Source organism: Mesorhizobium sp. M0500, assembly GCF_040321165.1.
Taxonomy (GTDB): domain Bacteria; phylum Pseudomonadota; class Alphaproteobacteria; order Rhizobiales; family Rhizobiaceae; genus Mesorhizobium.
In genome coordinates, this window is the sequence record NZ_JAMYRB010000010.1 from 55,861 (window position 1) to 74,351 (window position 18,491).

General features: G+C 62.0%; 14 protein-coding genes. 7 read left to right on the forward strand and 7 right to left on the reverse strand.

The window, feature by feature from the left end; translation table 11 throughout:
- Nucleotides 1-154: 154 nt before the first annotated feature.
- The 5 genes from NKI70_RS19235 to NKI70_RS19255 all read right to left on the reverse strand — a co-directional run bounded on the left by NKI70_RS19235 (nucleotide 155) and on the right by NKI70_RS19255 (nucleotide 7,182).
- A complete protein-coding gene (locus NKI70_RS19235; RefSeq protein WP_352724824.1) occupies nucleotides 155-2,326 on the reverse strand; it encodes a malate synthase G in 2,172 nt (723 codons plus the stop codon).
- A 258-nt stretch (nucleotides 2,327-2,584) separates the two neighbouring features.
- The gene (locus tag NKI70_RS19240) at nucleotides 2,585-4,612 is read right to left on the reverse strand and encodes a hydantoinase/oxoprolinase N-terminal domain-containing protein (RefSeq protein ID WP_352724825.1); all 2,028 of its coding nucleotides are present in this window, start codon (nucleotides 4,610-4,612) and stop codon (nucleotides 2,585-2,587) included.
- Between the two features lie 245 nt (nucleotides 4,613-4,857).
- Complete coding sequence (locus NKI70_RS19245) at nucleotides 4,858-5,481, reverse strand: CDGSH iron-sulfur domain-containing protein (protein ID WP_352724826.1); 624 nt, start codon at nucleotides 5,479-5,481, stop codon at nucleotides 4,858-4,860.
- Nucleotides 5,482-6,022: 541 nt separating this feature from the next.
- Nucleotides 6,023-6,397 (reverse strand): hypothetical protein, encoded by a 375-nt coding sequence (locus NKI70_RS19250; protein WP_352571556.1) that lies wholly within the window; start codon nucleotides 6,395-6,397, stop codon nucleotides 6,023-6,025.
- A gap of 272 nt (nucleotides 6,398-6,669) precedes the next feature.
- Nucleotides 6,670-7,182: a hypothetical protein gene (locus tag NKI70_RS19255; protein ID WP_352724827.1), complete on the reverse strand. Its 513-nt coding sequence runs from the start codon at nucleotides 7,180-7,182 to the stop codon at nucleotides 6,670-6,672.
- Between the two features lie 381 nt (nucleotides 7,183-7,563).
- On the opposite strand from NKI70_RS19255, the gene NKI70_RS19260 reads away from it, so the two are divergent.
- From NKI70_RS19260 to NKI70_RS19270, 3 genes are read left to right on the forward strand one after another with little or no spacing between them, the layout of a single operon-like run.
- A complete protein-coding gene (locus NKI70_RS19260; protein WP_352724828.1) occupies nucleotides 7,564-8,679 on the forward strand; it encodes a DNA adenine methylase in 1,116 nt (371 codons plus the stop codon).
- A 2-nt stretch (nucleotides 8,680-8,681) separates the two neighbouring features.
- The gene (locus NKI70_RS19265) at nucleotides 8,682-9,662 is read left to right on the forward strand and encodes a ParB/RepB/Spo0J family partition protein (protein ID WP_352724829.1); all 981 of its coding nucleotides are present in this window, start codon (nucleotides 8,682-8,684) and stop codon (nucleotides 9,660-9,662) included.
- Nucleotides 9,652-10,506 (forward strand): hypothetical protein, encoded by an 855-nt coding sequence (locus NKI70_RS19270; RefSeq protein WP_352724830.1) that lies wholly within the window; start codon nucleotides 9,652-9,654, stop codon nucleotides 10,504-10,506. The genes NKI70_RS19265 and NKI70_RS19270 overlap by 11 nt, the downstream gene beginning before the upstream one ends.
- Nucleotides 10,507-10,527: 21 nt before the next feature.
- Here the strand turns inward: NKI70_RS19270 and lepA are convergent, their stop codons facing one another.
- Nucleotides 10,528-12,333, reverse strand: a complete 1,806-nt coding sequence (gene lepA / locus NKI70_RS19275; protein WP_352724831.1) for a translation elongation factor 4 — start codon at nucleotides 12,331-12,333, stop codon at nucleotides 10,528-10,530.
- A gap of 157 nt (nucleotides 12,334-12,490) precedes the next feature.
- Here lepA and NKI70_RS19280 point away from each other — a divergent pair, with 157 nt between their 5' ends.
- The 4 genes from NKI70_RS19280 to msrA all read left to right on the forward strand — a co-directional run bounded on the left by NKI70_RS19280 (nucleotide 12,491) and on the right by msrA (nucleotide 15,672).
- Nucleotides 12,491-13,576, forward strand: a complete 1,086-nt coding sequence (locus NKI70_RS19280; RefSeq protein ID WP_352724832.1) for a TadE/TadG family type IV pilus assembly protein — start codon at nucleotides 12,491-12,493, stop codon at nucleotides 13,574-13,576.
- Nucleotides 13,577-13,755: 179 nt separating this feature from the next.
- On the forward strand, nucleotides 13,756-14,466 hold the full coding sequence (locus tag NKI70_RS19285; RefSeq protein WP_352724833.1) for a DUF1223 domain-containing protein: 711 nt from the start codon (nucleotides 13,756-13,758) through the stop codon (nucleotides 14,464-14,466).
- A 79-nt stretch (nucleotides 14,467-14,545) separates the two neighbouring features.
- Nucleotides 14,546-14,866: a hypothetical protein gene (locus NKI70_RS19290; RefSeq protein WP_352724834.1), complete on the forward strand. Its 321-nt coding sequence runs from the start codon at nucleotides 14,546-14,548 to the stop codon at nucleotides 14,864-14,866.
- A gap of 77 nt (nucleotides 14,867-14,943) precedes the next feature.
- Nucleotides 14,944-15,672, forward strand: a complete 729-nt coding sequence (gene msrA, locus NKI70_RS19295) for a peptide-methionine (S)-S-oxide reductase MsrA (RefSeq protein ID WP_352724835.1) — start codon at nucleotides 14,944-14,946, stop codon at nucleotides 15,670-15,672.
- 199 nt (nucleotides 15,673-15,871) lie between these two features.
- Here the strand turns inward: msrA and NKI70_RS19300 are convergent, their stop codons facing one another.
- A complete protein-coding gene (locus NKI70_RS19300; protein WP_352591688.1) occupies nucleotides 15,872-18,406 on the reverse strand; it encodes a mechanosensitive ion channel family protein in 2,535 nt (844 codons plus the stop codon).
- Nucleotides 18,407-18,491 lie beyond the last annotated feature (85 nt).

Below are 18,491 nucleotides of genomic sequence, written 5' to 3' on the forward strand. Positions count from 1 at the left end.
CGCAGATCAAGATGGCACCGAGTATTGGTCGCCAAGACAATCCCGTTCTTGTCGCTGGAATGGGAGTCGGCGCAATTCTTGCAGGACCCCTCCCGGCCCTTCGGGCCACCCTCCCCTCAAGGGGGAGGGGGACACCGACTCCCATGCCTTCGCTTCAGGTGCCCTGCTTTGCCTTCAGCTCCAGCCGCCGTGCGTGCAGCACTGGCTCGGTGTAGCCGTTGGGTTGCACGCGGCCTTTGAAGACGAGGTCACAGGCGGCGAGGAAGGCGATGGACTTGTCGAAATCCGGCGCCATCGGCCGGTAGAGCGGATCGCCTTGGTTCTGGCGGTCGACGATCGCCGCCATGCGTTTCATCGTCTCCATGACCTGCTCGGGCGTGCAGACGCCGTGATGCAGCCAGTTGGCGATGTGCTGCGAGGAGATGCGCAGCGTGGCGCGGTCCTCCATCAGACCGACGTCGTTTATGTCCGGCACTTTCGAACAGCCGACGCCCTGGTCGATCCAGCGCACGACATAGCCCAGAATGCCTTGCGCGTTGTTGTCGAGCTCCTTCTGGACGTCTTCAGGCGACCAGTTCGGCCGCCTTGCTACCGGCACCGACAGGATGTCGTCCAGTTTCGCCTTGGGGCGGCTCTTCAGCGCCGCCTGGACGGCGTGGACATCGACCTTGTGGTAGTGCGTGGCGTGCAGGGTTGCCGCCGTCGGCGACGGCACCCAGGCGGTGTTGGCGCCGGCCTTGGGATGCGCGATTTTCTCGGCCAGCATCGCCGCCATCAGGTCGGGCATCGCCCACATGCCCTTGCCTATCTGGGCGTGGCCGGCCAACCCACATTCCAGCCCGATGTCGACGTTCCAGGCTTCGTAGGCGGCAATCCAGGCGGCCTGCTTCATGTCGCCCTTGCGGATCATCGGGCCGGCTTCCATCGAGGTGTGTATCTCGTCGCCGGTGCGATCGAGGAAGCCGGTGTTGATGAAGACGACGCGTTCTTTCGCGGCGCGGATCGCCTCCTTGAGGTTGACGGTGGTGCGCCGCTCCTCGTCCATGATGCCCATCTTGAGGGTGTTTTTGGGCACGCCGAGCAGCGCCTCGACGCGGTCGAAAATCTCGACGGCGAAGGCAACTTCGTCGGGCCCGTGCATCTTGGGCTTTACGATGTACATCGAGCCGGCGCGAGAATTGGCGCGGCGGCCGTTCACGCCGATGTCATGCAGCGCGATCAGCGCCGTCAGCGCCGCATCCATAATGCCTTCCGGCACCTCGTTGCCGTCGCGATCCGATATCGCCGGATTGGTCATAAGGTGGCCGACATTCCTGACCAGCATCAGCGAGCGGCCGGGCAAGGTCAGCATGCCGCCATCGGGCGCGGTGTAGGCGCGGTCGGGGTTGAGCCTCCGGACAAAGCTCTTGCCGGCCTTGGTGATCTCCTCCGCCAAGTCGCCCTTCATCAGGCCGAGCCAGTTGCGGTAGACCAGGACCTTGTCCTGCGCATCCACAGCGGCGACCGAATCCTCGCAGTCCTGGATGGTGGTCAGCGCCGATTCCAGCACGACGTCGGCAATGCCGGCCGGATCGGTGCGGCCGATCTGGTTGTTGCGGTCGATGACGATTTCGATGTGCAGGCCGTTCTTGACCAGCAGGACGGCTTCGGGGTCGGCGGCATCGCCGCGATAGCCGGCAAACTGTCTGAGGTCGGCAAGCGTGGTGGCGCCGGCACCCTCGCCGAGCCGCAACATGCCGTTGGCGACCGAAAGCCCGTTGACGCCGGCCCATTTGCCTGTGGTGAGCGGCACCGCCTCGTCGAAGAAGCTTTTCACCCAGGCGACGACCTTGGCGCCGCGCGCCGGATTGAATTTGTTGCCTCGCTCGGCGCCGTCCGTCTCCGGGATGGCGTCGGTTCCGTAGAGCGCATCGTACAGCGAGCCCCAGCGCGCATTGGCGGCGTTCAGCGCATAACGCGCGTTCATCACCGGCACCACCAGCTGCGGCCCGGCAACCAAAGCGATTTCCGGGTCGACATTTTCGGTGGTCACGCTGAACGCCGGCCCCTCGGGCAGGAGATAGCCGATCTCGCGGAGGAACGTCTTGTAGGCCTCCATGTCGACGGGCGCGCCATTGTCGCGATACCAGCGGTCGAGCTTGTCCTGCATGGCATCGCGCTTTTCGAGCAGCGCCCGGTTTTTTGGCGAGAGATCATGGACGATCGCCGAAAAACCGCTCCAGAATGCCTCCGCCTCGATGCCGGTGCCCGGCAGCGCCTCGTTCACGACAAAATCATGAAGCTCGCGGGCAATCCGCAATCCGGCGATCTCGACGCGATCGGTCATCAGGGCTTCTCCAAGGCGAACGGCTAGGCCGGGCCTTTGGCATGTCACGGTGGCAGGGTCAATTCAGCTTAGGGTGAAGGTAGGGCGTTTTCGCTGCCGATCTCCCCCCTTGAGGGGGAGATGGCCGGCAGGCCAGAGGGGGTCGCCTCGCGTGGAGTGCAACCTCTTCTTTGCACCAAATCGCGTCGCGCTTCATGCGAGGCGACCCCCTCTGTCGCCTTCGGCGACATCTCCCCCTCAAGGGGGGAGATTACGCGCTCACACCGCAATCCTTGGCCGTCCCGACGCCACCGCCACGACATGCGCCTCGATGAACATGCGCTGGCCCTCTACGGTGGAGACTCGGAACTCGCTGGCGATTTCGATCTCGGCACTGTCGGTGCCGGCGTCCTTAGCCCGCCCGGCGGCAATCGCCCGCACATCTTTCTCCGCCGCGGCGATTGCCGCCGCCTCGTCGTTGAAATCGCGCACGCTTTCACCTGAGGCAACGCGGAACAGCCCTTCCTTGGGCTGGCTGACCCGCGCCTCGGCCGATACCCGGACCTGGCCGACGACGGCGCCGAGCGCGTTGGCGACATCGGTATCCTGCGGCACCATGCATCGATTGCCGACCAGCTCGGCCAGGCCGGCATAGTGCAGCGGCGCCGAGGCGCCGAGGCCGATCACCGGACGGTCGAGCGCGACGCTCAAGCGGGCGATGCCAGGATGCGCGTCGACGGCGCGCTGGACCAGGGCATGGGCGACGGTCGCCGCGCCATCCAGCCCGTCCTCGGCGAAGGCGGTTTCGAGGATGACTTCGGCCGACAGGCGGGTCAGCGCGGTCAGCACCCGTTCCGAGATCGCCTCCGGCGAGGCGGCGATGAACTGGCCGCGGCCGTCACGCCTGCGCGCGAACAGCTCGGCACCCAGACGCGCCGCGGCCGCATCCCAATTGGCCTGCCTGCCCAGCACATGCGCCGCGTCCGACGGCGTGAAGCCGGCGACATGCACCAGCCCGCGCGATACCAGCCGGTTCAAGGTGGCGTTCTGGGCGTTCGAGGTCAGCAATCTGTCGAGAGCCTGCGGCACGGCGCCGATCAGCTCGTAAAGCTTGGCTTCGGCGCCGGTCAGTCCGGCCGCAAGCCGCTCCGGCACGCCGGTGCGCACCGCCAGCCGGCCATCCATGCGGCCGGGATTGGGCGCGCGCAGCTGGCGCTCGAGCTCCGCCGTGACGGCCTCGCCATGCATCAAGCCGGCCAGCGCCAGCGGCACCAGGCGGCGCGGGCCGAGCAGGATTCTCGGATTGAGCGCGCCGTCCTCCAGCGCCACTTCGGAATCGCCGCCGAGGCCAAAGGTGCGCATGGCGACGGCCTCGACCATGGTGCGGAACCCGCCGACGGTGGCGCCTTCCGGATCGAGCCGCGGCCGGCCCTTGTCGAGCACGGCGACGTCGGTGGTGGTGCCGCCGATATCGGAGACCACGGCATCGTCGAGGCCGGTCATGTGGCGGGCACCGACGAGGCTGGCGGCGGGGCCGGACAGGATGGTCTCGATCGGCCGCTGGCGGGCAAAGGCGGCCGAGACCAAAGCGCCGTCGCCGCGCACCACCATCAGCGGGGCGGCGATGTTGCGCGCGGCCAAAAAGCCTTCGGTTGCCGCGACCAGCCGGTCGATCATCGAGATCAGCCTGGCGTTGAGCAATGTCGTCAGCGCCCGGCGCGGGCCGCCGAGCTTGGCCGACAGTTCGTGGCTGGCGGTGACCGGCAGGCCGGTCCTGTCGCGGATCAGGTTCCGCGCGTTTAGCTCATGCGCCGGGTTGCGGGTGGCGAAATAGGCGCAGACGGCAAAGCCGGACACCGACTTTTCCAGTTCCGGCAAAGCTGCCTCCAGCCCGGACAGATCGAGCTTTGCCGCATTGCCGTGGACATCGTGGCCGCCGGGGCAGAACACCACGGGATCGGTGCCAAGCGCCGCCTTCAGCCCGTCGCGGGCAAGGTCGCCCTCGGCAAAGCCGATCATCACCAGCGCCACGCGGCCGCCCTGGCCCTCGACCAGCGCATTGGTGGCAAGCGTCGTCGACATCGACACCAGTTTGATCGCTGCCGGGTCGGTGCCGGCCATTTCGAGCACCGCATCGACCGCGCCGGAGATGCCGACCGCCAGATCATGGCGCGTGGTCAGCGCCTTGGCCTTGGCCAGCACCTTTCCGCTTGGCCCGCCGGCCTCCGACCACAGCACGGCGTCGGTATAGGTGCCGCCGGTGTCGATGCCGAGGAATAGGGGTGGCGATTTGGTCTTGGCGGTCATTGGCGGGTCCGGAGAATTCTCTTGCCCCGCCCTTAGCCGATATGAACGGGCCGATAAAGGCACGAGCGCTGGGCCAAGGCAGCGTAATCTCCCCCCTCGAGGGGGAGATGGCCGGCAGGCCAGAGGGGGTCGTCTCGCGTGGAGCCCCGGCATTCTCTGGCCGCGATGGCATTGGCGTCAGGACGTACCGACCCCCCTCTGTCGCCTTCGGCGACATCTCCCCCTCAAGGGGGGAGATCGCTAGGCTACCCCACAAACCCCACGCGCTTATGCGAGCCATCGCAAAACGGCTTGTTGGCGGAGTGGCCGCAGCGGCAGAGGAAGGCGCGTTGCGTACGGTCGACCGTGTGGCCGGTGCCGGTGACGATTTCGACATTGCCTTCGAGCTTGAGCGGGCCGTTGGTCGTCGGTGTGACGGTCAGCGGGCCATTCCGCACCTCCAGCGCCGGCGTGTCCTTCAGCGCCGGCTCGCCGGTGGCGGTGAAGCCCGATTTGGTGTGGCTACCATCGCAGAACGGCTTGTTTTCCGAGGCGCCGCAGCGGCAGAGCGTGGCGCGGTAAAACGTTTCGCCGCCCAAGACGATCTCGGCATGGACCGCCAGCGGACCGTTTTCCCTTATGCGCACAATGTTGACCGCCGGCGGCCTTTCCTGCGGCCCGCCATCCTTGCGGACATAGGTGATGGCGCCGGACGGGCAGGCTTCGGCGAGCGCCACGATCTTCTCGACGCTGGCCGCCTCGGGGTGGATCCACTGGCCGGGCGCGTTGGGCACGAAGACATGCGGATCGCCCAGCACGCAGTTGCGCGAATGGATGCAGCGTTTTCCCGAAAAGCCGATGTCGATGTTCTCGCCTTCGACCACTGCCATGGGTGGGATCTCCTGTCGGACTACGCTATGGCGACAGTCACGACGACGTCAAGGCAGCATTCTCCCCCTCGTGAGGGCCGACCTCGGGCGCGGCGGTAAGGGAATTCCCATTTTTTGCTCGCAGCACCACATTTTGTTCTTGCTTTGTGCCGGCAGCTATGCTACTAATTTGCGTATGGTGCCAATTGGCTCCAACGACCCGCCTGCCGAGGCGGGTTTTTTGTTTCAGCTTTGAAATTCCGGCGTTGCCGGCCTGACGTTGGCGGGACGCCCCTGCCCGCTTTGTGCTGGCTTCTCCCCAAGGATGGAGCAATCGCCTATGAAGTCCCCCGGCCGCGGAGCCTGCCCTCGGGCTGAGGAGGCAGACTCGTGGGCGGCCACCTTCTTCCCGCCGGGGAGAAGAGCCTGGCGCAGCGCAGGCGACCTCCTCTCCCCTCGGGGAGAGGTCGGATTGCCCCGCCTTCGCAATTCGGTTGGCAATCCGGGTGAGGGGGCACTTGCCCATACGCGATTGCCTCCCAACAAGAGGGAGACGGGCAACTCACGGAACCAGATCGATTTCCTCGGTCTCGCCGCCACTGCAGGTGTAGCAGCAATCGTCGCACTTTTCCGTATTGCCGGGGCCGACGCCCCAATAGGTATTCTCGTCACCATCGACCCAGGCGCCGTAGCAGATCGATTCGCCGTCACTGCAGGACAGCGGGATCGCCTTGGTCTCGCCGTCGTTGAGATAGTAATCCTGATTGTTGCCCGGCCAGACATGATCGCGGTCCTGGCTGTAGAGCTCGACGCGCATGGCGTTCGGATGGCTGTTCTTGATCTCGAAGGTGACATCGCCGGCATGCGCGACGGGCGCAAACAGCGTGACAATGAACAGCGACGCGGCGACGCGGCGCGCGAAAGCGTAGGACGACATGATGATTTCCCCCCGGAATGAAGCGGCCTGCCCGGCCGCGAGGGGGAACATGGCATGGCGGCGGGATGGGTGGAAGGGGGTGCGCCATTTGCACATCGCGAAAGGCGCAGCGTTGCCAAGGAAGACCCCTCTCCGGTTTGCTTCGCAAACCACCTCTCCCCACTTCGTGGGGCGAGGAAATGCCAATCGCCGAAGCCTCACAAGACCTGGGGTCCTCGCCCCCAGTGGGAGGTGGCCGCGAAGCGGCCGGAGAGGGGGCGGTCCGACTGGCCTCACCGGCTGGGCTTCAGCAGCGTCCAGATCCAGCCGATGAATGTGAGCACCAGGAAGGGATATCCGGCAGCGGGCAGCGGCGCCGAGGTCGGCAGCAAAGGCGCACCCCACAGGATCAGGCCGGCCGACACGACGAACAGCACAGCCGCCACGACAGCGGTAAGCCGCATCCACAGCGCGAAGGTTTTCGGCGCGCTGACCATGACCAGCGCCGCCGCCCAAAGCGAGATACCGCCGACATAGGAGGGCACGCTGGCCTCAAGCCCCGCCGCATTGCCGGCGAGCAGCAGGCTTTCGCCGGCGAGAAAGGTCAAAAATCCAGCCGCCACGCAGTCATTGCCCTGGCGCTGATATTTCATCGTCAGCAGCGCGGTCGCCACCACGAGCGCTACGCCGTCGATCGTCCAGAGCATTTCGCGGAACTCGGCGCTCGCCACGAAGGTGCCGGCAAGGCCGAAAGCGCCGCCGATGGCGAGGCCGATCGCGGCTACGAGATCCAGAGTGGAGCGCATTTGGTGTCTCCCAAGCCGGGGGGCAGGATATCGCAAGGCGGGGCGTTCTCAAGGGTGGGCTATGTCTACTAGGAGCGTGTTAGCCAACATGTATCGGGATGCTCTCCTTTTGCAAACGACCGGACCCGTCCACAAGATATCGAAACGTCCAGCATCAGCAAATCTCCACAAATAAGATAGCTAGTCTGTCGCCCAGCTCAAATTTTAATCGATAGTTGAACTTTTGCTGCAAGCAAATATCATGAGCAGCGGCAGCCGCTCCAATACCAACCAAAACAAAGGACGCGCTGGGGGATGGGTGTTAACATTAGCTACATGGGCACGAAGCGAGAGCTTGCGCCCACAGTCGCAGGAGTCGTCCAGTTGGCCCAAGGTGGACCAATGCTGGACGCGTTTTCTGGCATGTGCTCAGTCGGAGAAGCGGTGGGCCAATCCCGGCCAGTTTGGATTAATGATATTCAGGCATTTGCATACGAAGTGGGGACAGCTATGTTTGCCGCTGCCGATCCGTCCCTGACTTCCGCTAACATTTCAGATCGACTGTTCCACCACTACGACATCCAGTTCACTCGTCTGCGATCTTCCTTTGTTGACGCTCTCTCAAAAGAAGACTCCCTTCTTCAGGCTTCTGAGTTTGCTGATTTTGTCGAAAAGTATCAGTGCTTCAAGGAATCACTCAATTTCTGTCTCTCTAGCCCCCGTCGCTTGGAATATTCTCTATTTTCCAAAACCTATTCGGATTCATTTTTTGGACTTGGGCAAGCAATGGAATTAGATTCCATACTCTTCAGCGCATTCAAGGCGCACTCTGAGGGATTCCTTAATACTGATCAACATCGATGGGCATTGATTGCTCTCGGGAGAGCGATGCTGCGGGTATCGAATTCTACCGGCCATTTTGCACAGTTCTTGAAGCCAAAGGAGGGATCTTTCCGTGTCTTTCTCCGCCAGAGGCGGCGATCGATATGGCTCGAATTCCTAACTGCGATAGAAGGTTTGCGCCCAGTAGGTACTGCATCCTGGCGCCAGAACAATCGCAGTTTTAATCGAGATAGCGTTTCGCTGATAAGGTCATTTAAAAAGAAAAAAGATCGGCCTTCGGTTATATATGCTGATCCGCCTTACACCGACGATCAATACTCTCGATATTATCACCTTCTTGAGACATTGATAAAGTATGACTACCCCTCTGTCACGGGTGCAGGCCTCTATAGACCGGACAGGTATCGGACACCCTTCTCCGTCAAGTCGTTGGCTCCAAAGGCGATTAAGGGGATAATCAGCGCAGCAGCATCAATAGGCGCGGACCTGGTGCTTAGCTATCCGACAAACGGTCTCGTTTGCAAAGCCGGCTTCGACATCTTGACTATGATGCGTGAGCGCTATCCACGCGCGGAACGCTGCTACGCGATCTCACACGTTCATTCTACACTTGGCGCATCGAAGGGGAGCGCAACCTCTCCTGTTATCGAGCAGATCTTTCTGGGGCGAGTTTAAAAGTGGACAAGCACCCCTCCGGCCACCTCAAGGAATTATCGCCCGATCGAATCAGGCGAAACCCCGAGAATCCACGGCTCTTTTTTCGGTCCGAAGAGATGGACACCCTTATGGCGTCTATAAGGCGCTACGGGATCCAGGTGCCGCTCACGGTTTACGAAGATGGCGGCGACTACATTCTGATAGATGGGGAACGGCGGTGGCGATGTGCTCTTAAGCTAAATCTCAAGCGTGTGCCGGCCTTAGTCCAACCTCGGCCCACGCGATTGAACAACCTCCTGCTTATGTTCAACATACATGCGCTACGGGAACAGTGGGATTACCTCACCATCGCCAACAAACTTCCGAGCGTCATAGAGCTTTTCGCTGGGGAGAACGAGGGGCGAGAGCCGAATGAGATAGAGTTGAGCGAAATAACGGGGCTCACTCGCGGTCAAATACGTCGTTGCCGCCTTCTGTTTGACCTGCCTCCAACGTATAGATCGCAACTGGAGGAGGAGCTTTCTCTTCCAAAGCCTTTGCAACGCCTTTCGGAAGATTTCTTCATTGAGATGGAAAGGGCTCTGAAAACTGTCCAGAACAGGGTGCCCTCTGCACTTCCGAACACCGATGCCGCGCGAGACGCGCTAATCGCCAAGTTTCGTGACGGCACAATAAACAACGTGACTGACTTCCGAAAGCTTTCGAAAATTGCCACGTCCATCAGTAATGTGGGAGTCAAGGAAGATAGTGCGCGCCGGGCCATCCGTGATATCTTCGACGGCCGCAATAATATAGGCATTCATGATGTATATACTAAACACTTCGAGATGCGGTACGATGAAAGAAAGGTAACCCTAAGTGTTGAGTCCGTATACGAGTATCTGGACGCAACCCTTGAGAGCGATGATGTCGCCTCTATCCATAAGCCTCTTCGAGTTAAGCTCGTAAAGCTAAGAGATATTATTGACAAAATTCTCGGGGCAGCGACAGATGTCCTTTGATACGCTGAGCCCTCGCCTTAAAGATGTTGCAACCCGCTCCCTGAATTTCTGCCGCAGCAAATATGGCGTCAACGGCCTTAGAATAGAAGAAGGCATCCACGATTCAATTTTGTGGCGGCCGAGCTTTTTCCTCAAACCTAGTAGAACGAAGATCGTGGCTGTGGAAGTTGACGATAACCTGTATCCGAATAGTTTAAAGGGAGCGGCCCATGAGATTGGCCATTTTGATTTTCCAATATCTGTTTTTCAGGCTTGCAGCCTGGAGGCATACCTGAATGACCCAAACCATAGAAGCGTAAGTGTGCTTAAAAAGCATGGATTCGGCATAATTACCGTAGACAGTAATGGAAATGCTGCAATGCAGCATAATTGCATACCATTGGCCCAGCACATCTCTCCTGATGAATTCGACAGGAGAATCCAAGGTTTGACTCCAAAGCTGAAGGTTCTTTTCCGAACGGCGTATGACGTTTATCAAACGAACGAGGGCCAAGGCTTGCAGGAAGCAGGTCAGATAGTGGAAGCGATAGTGACATCTTTGGCTGAAGAAGCGCATCGCGTCGGCGTCGTGCCAGCCAGTACACTTGCAAAGCCGTTAGCATTCCGAATAGACGACCTTTATGGAAAAAATACTTTTCAAAATTTTAGAGCTGCGCTGGGCGGAGCTCGTCAATTCGTTCAAGACTTTCGAAATACCGCCAGCCATCCAGCCCGTAGCGCGAAGGAAGCAGCCGAAAAAATACGAAAATGCAAAGCTGGGTTTCTTGATGCAATCGGCATCGCGGTAAAACTGCGCCAAGCCACGCACGATCTAGGCTACCATCTTAGAATGCATATCGCATAAGTTTCCGCCTACAGTTCCCGCCTAATCACCCATCTTCAGCGCCTGGATAAACGCCTCCTGCGGGATGTCCACCTTGCCGAACTGGCGCATCCGCTTCTTGCCCTCTTTCTGCTTGTCGAGCAGCTTGCGCTTGCGCGAGACGTCGCCGCCGTAGCATTTGGCGGTGACGTCCTTGCGCAGCGCCGAGATGGTCTCTCGGGCGATGACCTTGCCGCCGATCGCCGCCTGGATCGGGATCTTGAACAGATGATGCGGGATCAGCTCCTTCAGCTTCTCGCACATCTGGCGGCCGCGCTTTTCCGCTGCCGTGCGGTGGACCAGCATCGACAGCGCATCGACCGGCTCTTCGTTGACCAGGATCGACATCTTGACCAGGTCGCCTTCCTTGTAGTCGGTCAAATGATAGTCGAACGAGGCGTAGCCCTTGGAGATCGACTTCAGCCGATCGTAGAAGTCGAAGACCACCTCGTTGAGCGGCAGATCGTAGATCAGCATGGCGCGCTTGCCGACATAGGACAGATCCGCCTGGATGCCGCGCCGGTCCTGGCAGAGCTTCAGGATGCCGCCGAGATAGTCGTCGGGGGTGAGGATGGTGGCGCGGATCCACGGCTCCTCGATGGCCGAAATCTTGACCACGTCGGGCATGTCGGCCGGGTTGTGCAGTTCCTTGACCGAGCCGTCGTTCAACAGCAGGCGGTAGACGACGCTAGGCGCGGTGGCGATGAGATCGAGATTGAACTCGCGCTCCAGCCGCTCCTGGATGATTTCGAGATGCAGCAGCCCGAGGAAGCCGCAGCGATAGCCGAAGCCGAGCGCGGCGCTGGTTTCCATTTCAAAGGAGAAGGAGGCGTCATTGAGGCGCAGCTTGCCGACAGCGGCGCGCAGATCCTCGAAATCGGCGGCGTCGACCGGGAACAGGCCGCAGAACACCACCGGCTGTGCCGGCTTGAAGCCGGGCAGCGCTTGCGCCGTCGGCCGCTTGTCCTCGGTGATGGTGTCGCCGACGCGGGTGTCGGCAACCTCCTTGATCGAGCCGGTGAAGAAACCGAACTCGCCGGGGCCGAGCTCGTCGACATTGATGCGGGCGGGCGTAAAGACGCCGGTGCGCTCGACCAGGTACCTGGCGCCGGTACCCATCATGCGGATGGTCTGGCCCTTCTTCAGCACGCCGTCGATGATGCGGACCAGCACGATGACGCCGAGATAGGCGTCGTACCAGCTGTCGACCAGCATCGCCTTCAGCGGGGCCGTGATGTCGCCCTCGCGCGGCGGCGGCAGATCGTTGACGATGGCTTCCAGCACGTCGGGAATGCCAAGCCCGGTCTTGGCCGAAATCAGCACGGCGTTGGAGGCGTCGATGCCGATCACCTCCTCGACCTGTTCGCGGATGCGCTCGGGCTCGGCGGCGGGCAGGTCGACCTTGTTCAGCACCACGACGATCTCGTGGTTGTTGTCGATCGCCTGGTAGACATTGGCCAGCGTCTGCGCCTCGACGCCTTGCGAGGCGTCGACGACCAGCAGCGAACCTTCGCAGGCGGCGAGCGAGCGCGACACTTCATAGGCGAAGTCGACATGGCCGGGCGTGTCGATCAGGTTGAGGACATAGTCCTGTCCATTGTTGGCGCGGTATTTCAGCCGCACCGTCTGCGCCTTGATGGTGATGCCGCGCTCGCGCTCGATGTCCATCGAGTCCAGCACCTGCTCCTTCATGTCGCGCAGCTCCAGCCCGCCGGTCGACTGGATCAGCCGGTCGGCAAGCGTGGATTTGCCATGGTCGATATGGGCAACGATGGAGAAGTTGCGGATGTTTTTGATCGGCGTGGTCATGCGGCGCGCTTTAGCAGGGGCACGCTACATCGGCAAGCGGCGGGGCGCGGGTGCGGCGGCGGGGCGGCAAAGTCGTTAAACTTTGATCCATGAGATTAGAGCATAGTTCGCGCCCGGCGTGATAGCCACTGGCCATCGCCGTTTCGGGGGGATCGGAATGCCGTTGTCAGCACGCAAATTTCTCAAATCGGTGAGCGGCTCGTTCGCGCCATTGCTCGCCATCTTGCTTATCCCGATGGTTGCCGCATTGGGTTTTTCCATCGACTATACCTCTGCGGTTTCAACCAGGGCATCGATGCAGAACGCCCTCGATGCAGCGTCGCTGTCGATCACGACGCTTTCGACGGACACCTCACTGGCGGACCGCCAGGTAAAACTGCAGGAGGCATACCTGGCCAATGGCGGGCAAGGCACGGCCAAGCTCGACAGCTTCGTCGTCGCCACCGACGGCGCCGCCAGCATCAAGGCTTCGGCCGGCTTTGCCATGCCGACGAATTTCATGCAGATCGCCAGGATCAACACCGTGCAGGTCGGCGTTGCGTCGGCAGTGACAAAGCGGCCGGCATTGGTGCAAGCCACGTTCAAGGTCGACAAGATCTCTGGCTGGTGGGACAAGACGGTGACGCTCTACGGCACCAAACCCGGTGACGCGGCGGCCAACAAGCTGATGAGGATCTCCTACGCGTACAACAGGTTTGGCGATCCCAAAGGCTACGGGACGTCCTCTGTTTACACGATCAACGGAACGACGGAGACGCTGGTCCAGAAACAAGTATGCACGACCGTCACGGTGACCAGCTTCTATGGCTTGCCCACCGGCACAATCACTCAGATCAGCGGTACCAGGAAATACGCAACCACCTGCGTCAACACGATGTATCCCGCGACCGGCGCCGGTGCGGTGATCGACGTGAAGGACATGGATAACCTGTCTCTGGAGATGAAGATTCCGAATCCCAATCCTGGTCTTGGCGGCGGCTATCTGGCCTCGGGCACGAAAGAAACCCTGCGATCGGACGATCCGGCCACGTCCGACCGATTGTTTATCGACAAGGTCAAGACGCTGGCCAATACGACTGTCGACATCTTTGAGGCCGTGCCGTGCGGCATCACCAGCAGTCAAGCGTGGGAAGATGGCGGATCACTTACCAACAACACCATAGACGATGCCGATTTTTCCTATTTTGTGACCGGCAAGTGCGCGTTCAACAAGCGGCCTTCGGAAACCGTGCTCACACAATAGGGGCGACTTGAGTGCCGATCTCCCCCTTGTGGGTCCTCAAGGGGGGAGATCGGACATCCCCTCGGCTCTCGCTAATGCTCTAGGAACTCGGACTTCTCCTCAATCACGAAGCGGTGATGCTGTAACGAACCGTGTGTCGGCGGCGAAGTGTGGACATGGAACCGCACAGGAGAACAGCGATGACCGGATCGGAACGAAGCACAGCCCTGATGGGGCTCGCCGCGGCACTGTTTTCCGCGACTGTGCTGTCGGCAACCAGCGCGGCCGCCGGCCAGACGCTGACCGTCGTAGAGCTGTTCACCAGCCAGGGCTGCTCGTCCTGTCCGCCGGCCAACGCCAATCTGATCAGGGTCAAGGACCGGCCCGGCGTGCTGGCGCTGTCCTTCAACGTCACCTACTGGGACTATCTCGGCTGGAAGGACACATTCGGCAAAGAAGAATTCACGCAGCGCCAGGTCCGCTATGAACCGTCGCTCGGCCGTTCCGGCCCGTTCACGCCGCAAGTGGTGGTCAACGGCAGGGCCGATGCCGTCGGCGCCAGGCCGGGCGAGATCGAGCAGCTGATTTCGAGTGGCGGCCACGGTGACGGACCTTCGTTGTCGCTCGCCGGCGGGAAGGTCAGCATCGGCGCCGGTCCGGTGCCCGGCGGCAGGGCCGATGTCTGGCTGGTGCGTTACGACAAGGGCGTCGTCGAGGTGCCGGTGGCGCGCGGAGAAAACACCGGCCGCACGCTGCCGCACGCCAATGTCGTGCATTCGCTGACCAGGCTGGGCAGTTGGACCGGCGACGCCACCGCACTGCCGCTGCCGGCGGCGACGGGCGGCCTCAGCACAGCGGTGCTGGTGCAGGTGCCGGGCGGCGGGCCGATCCTCGCTGCCGCAGCGAATTAGAACCCGTTCCGAAATTTGCGCAACGCCGCAGCGGCGCCGCTGCATGCCGTCAACCCCTGCCAAACCCTAGGAGATCATCATGACCAATCCTTTGACCAATCGCCCGACCCTGGCGGCACTCGCCTTCGCACTTTGCTCGACGGCGCTGTTCGCAGGAGGCGCGGCGCGGGCCGAAGATGCGATGAAGCCGGCGAACGCCATGGCAACAAACGCCATGAAACCGGCAACGGACGCCATGAAGCCAGCCGGCGCCATGGCGGCTGACGCGATGGCCACGACCGCGATGAAGGCGGGCGATCCGATGAAGGCCGACTGCATGGCCAAGGCCGCCGCCGAGACGGACGCCATGAAGAAAGCCGAAGCGACCAAGGCCTGCGATGCCATGGCTCCGGCCAAATAGGCGATGCGCACAGCAATGTGAGAGCCCGGCGGACCTATCCGTCGTATAATCCACACCAGCATCATGGGAGATCAGACATGACCGGAGCCCTGAAACGATCGTCGATTTTCGCAAAAGCAGCACTTGCCGCGCTCATCCTCACGGCCGCCGCGGCCGTGTTCTGGCAGACGCCGGCAGTTTCGGCCGAAGACGCGGTGGTGATCCCGCCGCCGGCAATGGACGAGAAGGCCACCGCCGGCACCGAAAAGGCGGTCTTTGCCGGCGGCTGCTTCTGGGGCGTGCAAGGCGTGTTCCAGCACATCAAGGGCGTCACCAGCGCCGTTTCCGGCTATGCCGGCGGCGACAAGGACACGGCCGTCTATGAAATGGTCGGCACCAGCCGGACGGGCCATGCCGAATCCGTCGAGATCACCTACGAGCCGTCCAAGGTGACCTACGGCCAGCTGCTGCAGGTGTATTTCTCGGTGGCGCACAACCCGACGCAACTGAACTACCAGGGCCCGGACACGGGCACCCAGTACCGTTCGACGATCTTTGCCGAAAACGACGCACAGAAAAAGATCGCCGAAAGCTACATCGCCCAGCTCGACAAGGCCAAGGTGTTTCCCAAGCCGATCGTGACGACGCTGGAGACCGGCAAGACCTTCTATCCGGCCGAGGACTATCACCAGGATTTTCTGACGCTCAACCCGACGTATCCCTATATCGTCTACAACGATTTGCCCAAGGTCGAGAACCTGAAGCGGCTGTTCCCCAACCTCTACAGCGAAAAGCCGGTGCTGGTGCTGGCCGCCAACAAGAGCTGAGCTTTTGCGGGGGGCCTGCTGATCTCCCCCCTTGAGGGGGAGATGGCCGGCAGGCCAGAGGGGGTCGGTTCGGTTGGCGCGACGCGGTCCGGCATATCGAGGAAGACGAAGTTGGCACTCCACGCGCGGCGACCCCCTCTGTCGCTTTCAGCGACATCTCCCCCTCAAGGGGGGAGATCAGCAGTTTCCGCGCTTCGCACTACTCCCCCTTTTTCCAGGGCAGGCTCCAGCGCACCTTCTCCAGCGTCGCCTTTGCCTCGGCCGAGTCCGGGTCGGGCTCTGTCTCGCGATAATGCGCCGAGCCCTCAGGCGGGTAGGCAAGTGTGTTGTTGAGGGCGAATTTGTCGATCTGGCTGAAGTCGGGGAAAGGCAGGTTTTGCGCCTCGCGCCAATCGCTGACCCTTTTCTCCGCGGCGATGCGTTTTTCGTCGTCGACCGGAAGGTCGGTGGCTCTGTATTCCAGTGACGAAGGGAAGGCGAACTGCGCGCCGGCATCATCCATGATGTTGATCATGGACAACAGGATGTCCTCGCGGATGGCTTGAAAATCGGCCACGTCGGCGGTTTTGATATAAGTGAACACGTCGATATCGAGCGAATAGGCGCCGAAGCCGGCAAAGCGCACGCGGCAGGGCTCATCGGTGACGCGCGGATGGGCAATCAGCAGCTTGCGCAGCTCGGCCAGGACGTAACGTAGCTGATCGGGCGTCGTTTCGTAGCGCAGCTGCAGCGTCGTCGCGAACCGGGTGCGATCGCGATGCGCGTAGTTCTCGATCTGCATGCCGGCGAAATCCGAGTTTGGCACCGAGATGATCGTGCGGTCGAGCGACCGGATGCGGGTGGAGCGCATGCCGATATGCTCGATCGTGCCGGACTGGTCGCCGAACTTGCAGAAGTCGCCGACGCTGACCGGCCGATCGGCATAGAGCGTCAGGCCGGAGAGGAAGTTCTGCAGCGTCGGCTGCGCGGCCAGCGCCACCGCCAGACCGCCGATGCCGAGACCGGCGATGACGCCTTCGTAGGGGATGGCGAGCACTTCGGCCAGCAGCAGGAAGGCGACGACCAGCACGGCGACGCGCGCCACGCCGGTGGACAGCGAAATCAGCGTGTCGTGATAGCCGGGCACCTGCCACAGTCCACGGTAATGGTCGGCGACCTTGCCGATCAGGTGCCAGACCACCGGCACGGCGCCGATCACGACCAGGCTCCAGGCGATTGCCTTGACCGGGGCGGCGACCACTTGCGGCAGACCGAGCGGGCGCAGCGTCAACAGCAGGAAGAAGCCAAGCACGATCGAGCGCACCGCCCATTCGACAATGCGGAAGAAGGCCGGGCTGTCCGTCCTTCGCACAAACAAGGAAATCAGCGCATTGGCGATGAAGCCGAAGACGATGCCGGCCAGTGCGGCAAGGCCGAGCATCGACCATTGCCAGCGCTCCATCGGGCCGGCGCGGGTGAGCAGGCCGGGGCTGATCTCGCGGGCGAGGCCACGGGCGATGAAGAACGGGTCGGTGCTGGCGAAGGCGGCGAATTCCGGCGCCACCGGCACGTCTTCGACATCGGCGTAGAGCGCGCGGATGTGGGCGAGCGTCTCGGGCGTGAACTGCCAGATCTTGCCCTTCTCAGTCTCGACCGGGCCGATGACGATGTTGCCGACGGGATGCTCGAAATAGACGAAGGGGGTGTTGCTCTTCGGATCGTCGGGGATCTCCTGCCAATAGACGTAGCCGATGCGGTCGATGACCTTTTTGAGATAGCGCTCGAGCAGGAACGCCTCGTCGCCACGCACCGCCTGACTGTAGTTGCGCAGGTCGAGCGCCGCCTGGGCCGGGTCGCCGGCTTCGGTGAGGCCGCTCAACAATACCTTGAACGTGTCGCGCGGCGAGGCGAGCCTGCTCGGATCGTCGACCATGTCGACGGCTTCGCCACGCGCTTCCTGGAATTCGGCGAGCTTGGCCTGGAGCTGGGCAAGTGGCGGCCCGACGATGAACCAGTCGCCATTCTTGCGACGAAAAGTGACGTCGAAGGAGATCCTGGTGCCGTATTGCGGCAGCGTCGCCGTCACCTCGTCTCCGGAAATCGCATCATGCGGCATGCTCCACAGACGGAACGTCGCGTTGTCGATGACGGTGAACAGAAGCTTGGTGTAATCGGGCATGTTGAGGCCGCCGCGGTCGGCCTCGGTGACGTCGACGAGACCCGCTGCCAGACCGGCAAGACCCATGCCGCCACCGGTGGCGCGCGGCACATTGTCGGCGCCGCTCTCGTTCATTGTCTGCAGGAACGAGCGCATGGTGCTCATCGGGCTCGACTGGTCGACACGGACGTCCTCGACGGCGCTGACGCGCACACCTGTCCACCATTCGGCGGTGGCGGCATCGAAGCGGCCCATGAAGCTGCCGCCGTCAGGCGATTGGACGAAGGTGAAGGCGCCCTGGCGGTCGCCTTCGAACCAGTGGCCGACAAGCTTGTCGCCTTCGGCCTTGGCCTCGATACGGCCGTTATAAAGCGGGTACACGCCCTTTACGTCAGTGCCCGTCTGCTCGAACTTGATCTGGGCGCCGCCGCCGCGCCACTTCGTGTCCCACACGCCCGTCCAGTTGGCCGCGTCCTGGGCATGCGCCTGCGGCATGGCCGGCAGCAGGCCGGCAAGCGCGAGTGCGCCGATCAGCGCGACCGTCCGGATCAGCAAAAGCAGCAGCCGATCCTGTCCTGCCGCAGAAAAGGGGTTCATTCTGTTGCCCTTCTTCTTGCCGGCGATTCTGCTGGGCCGGCCAGAGAAGGTTATTCCGCTTGAAGATGAATATTCTGTTTCAGGC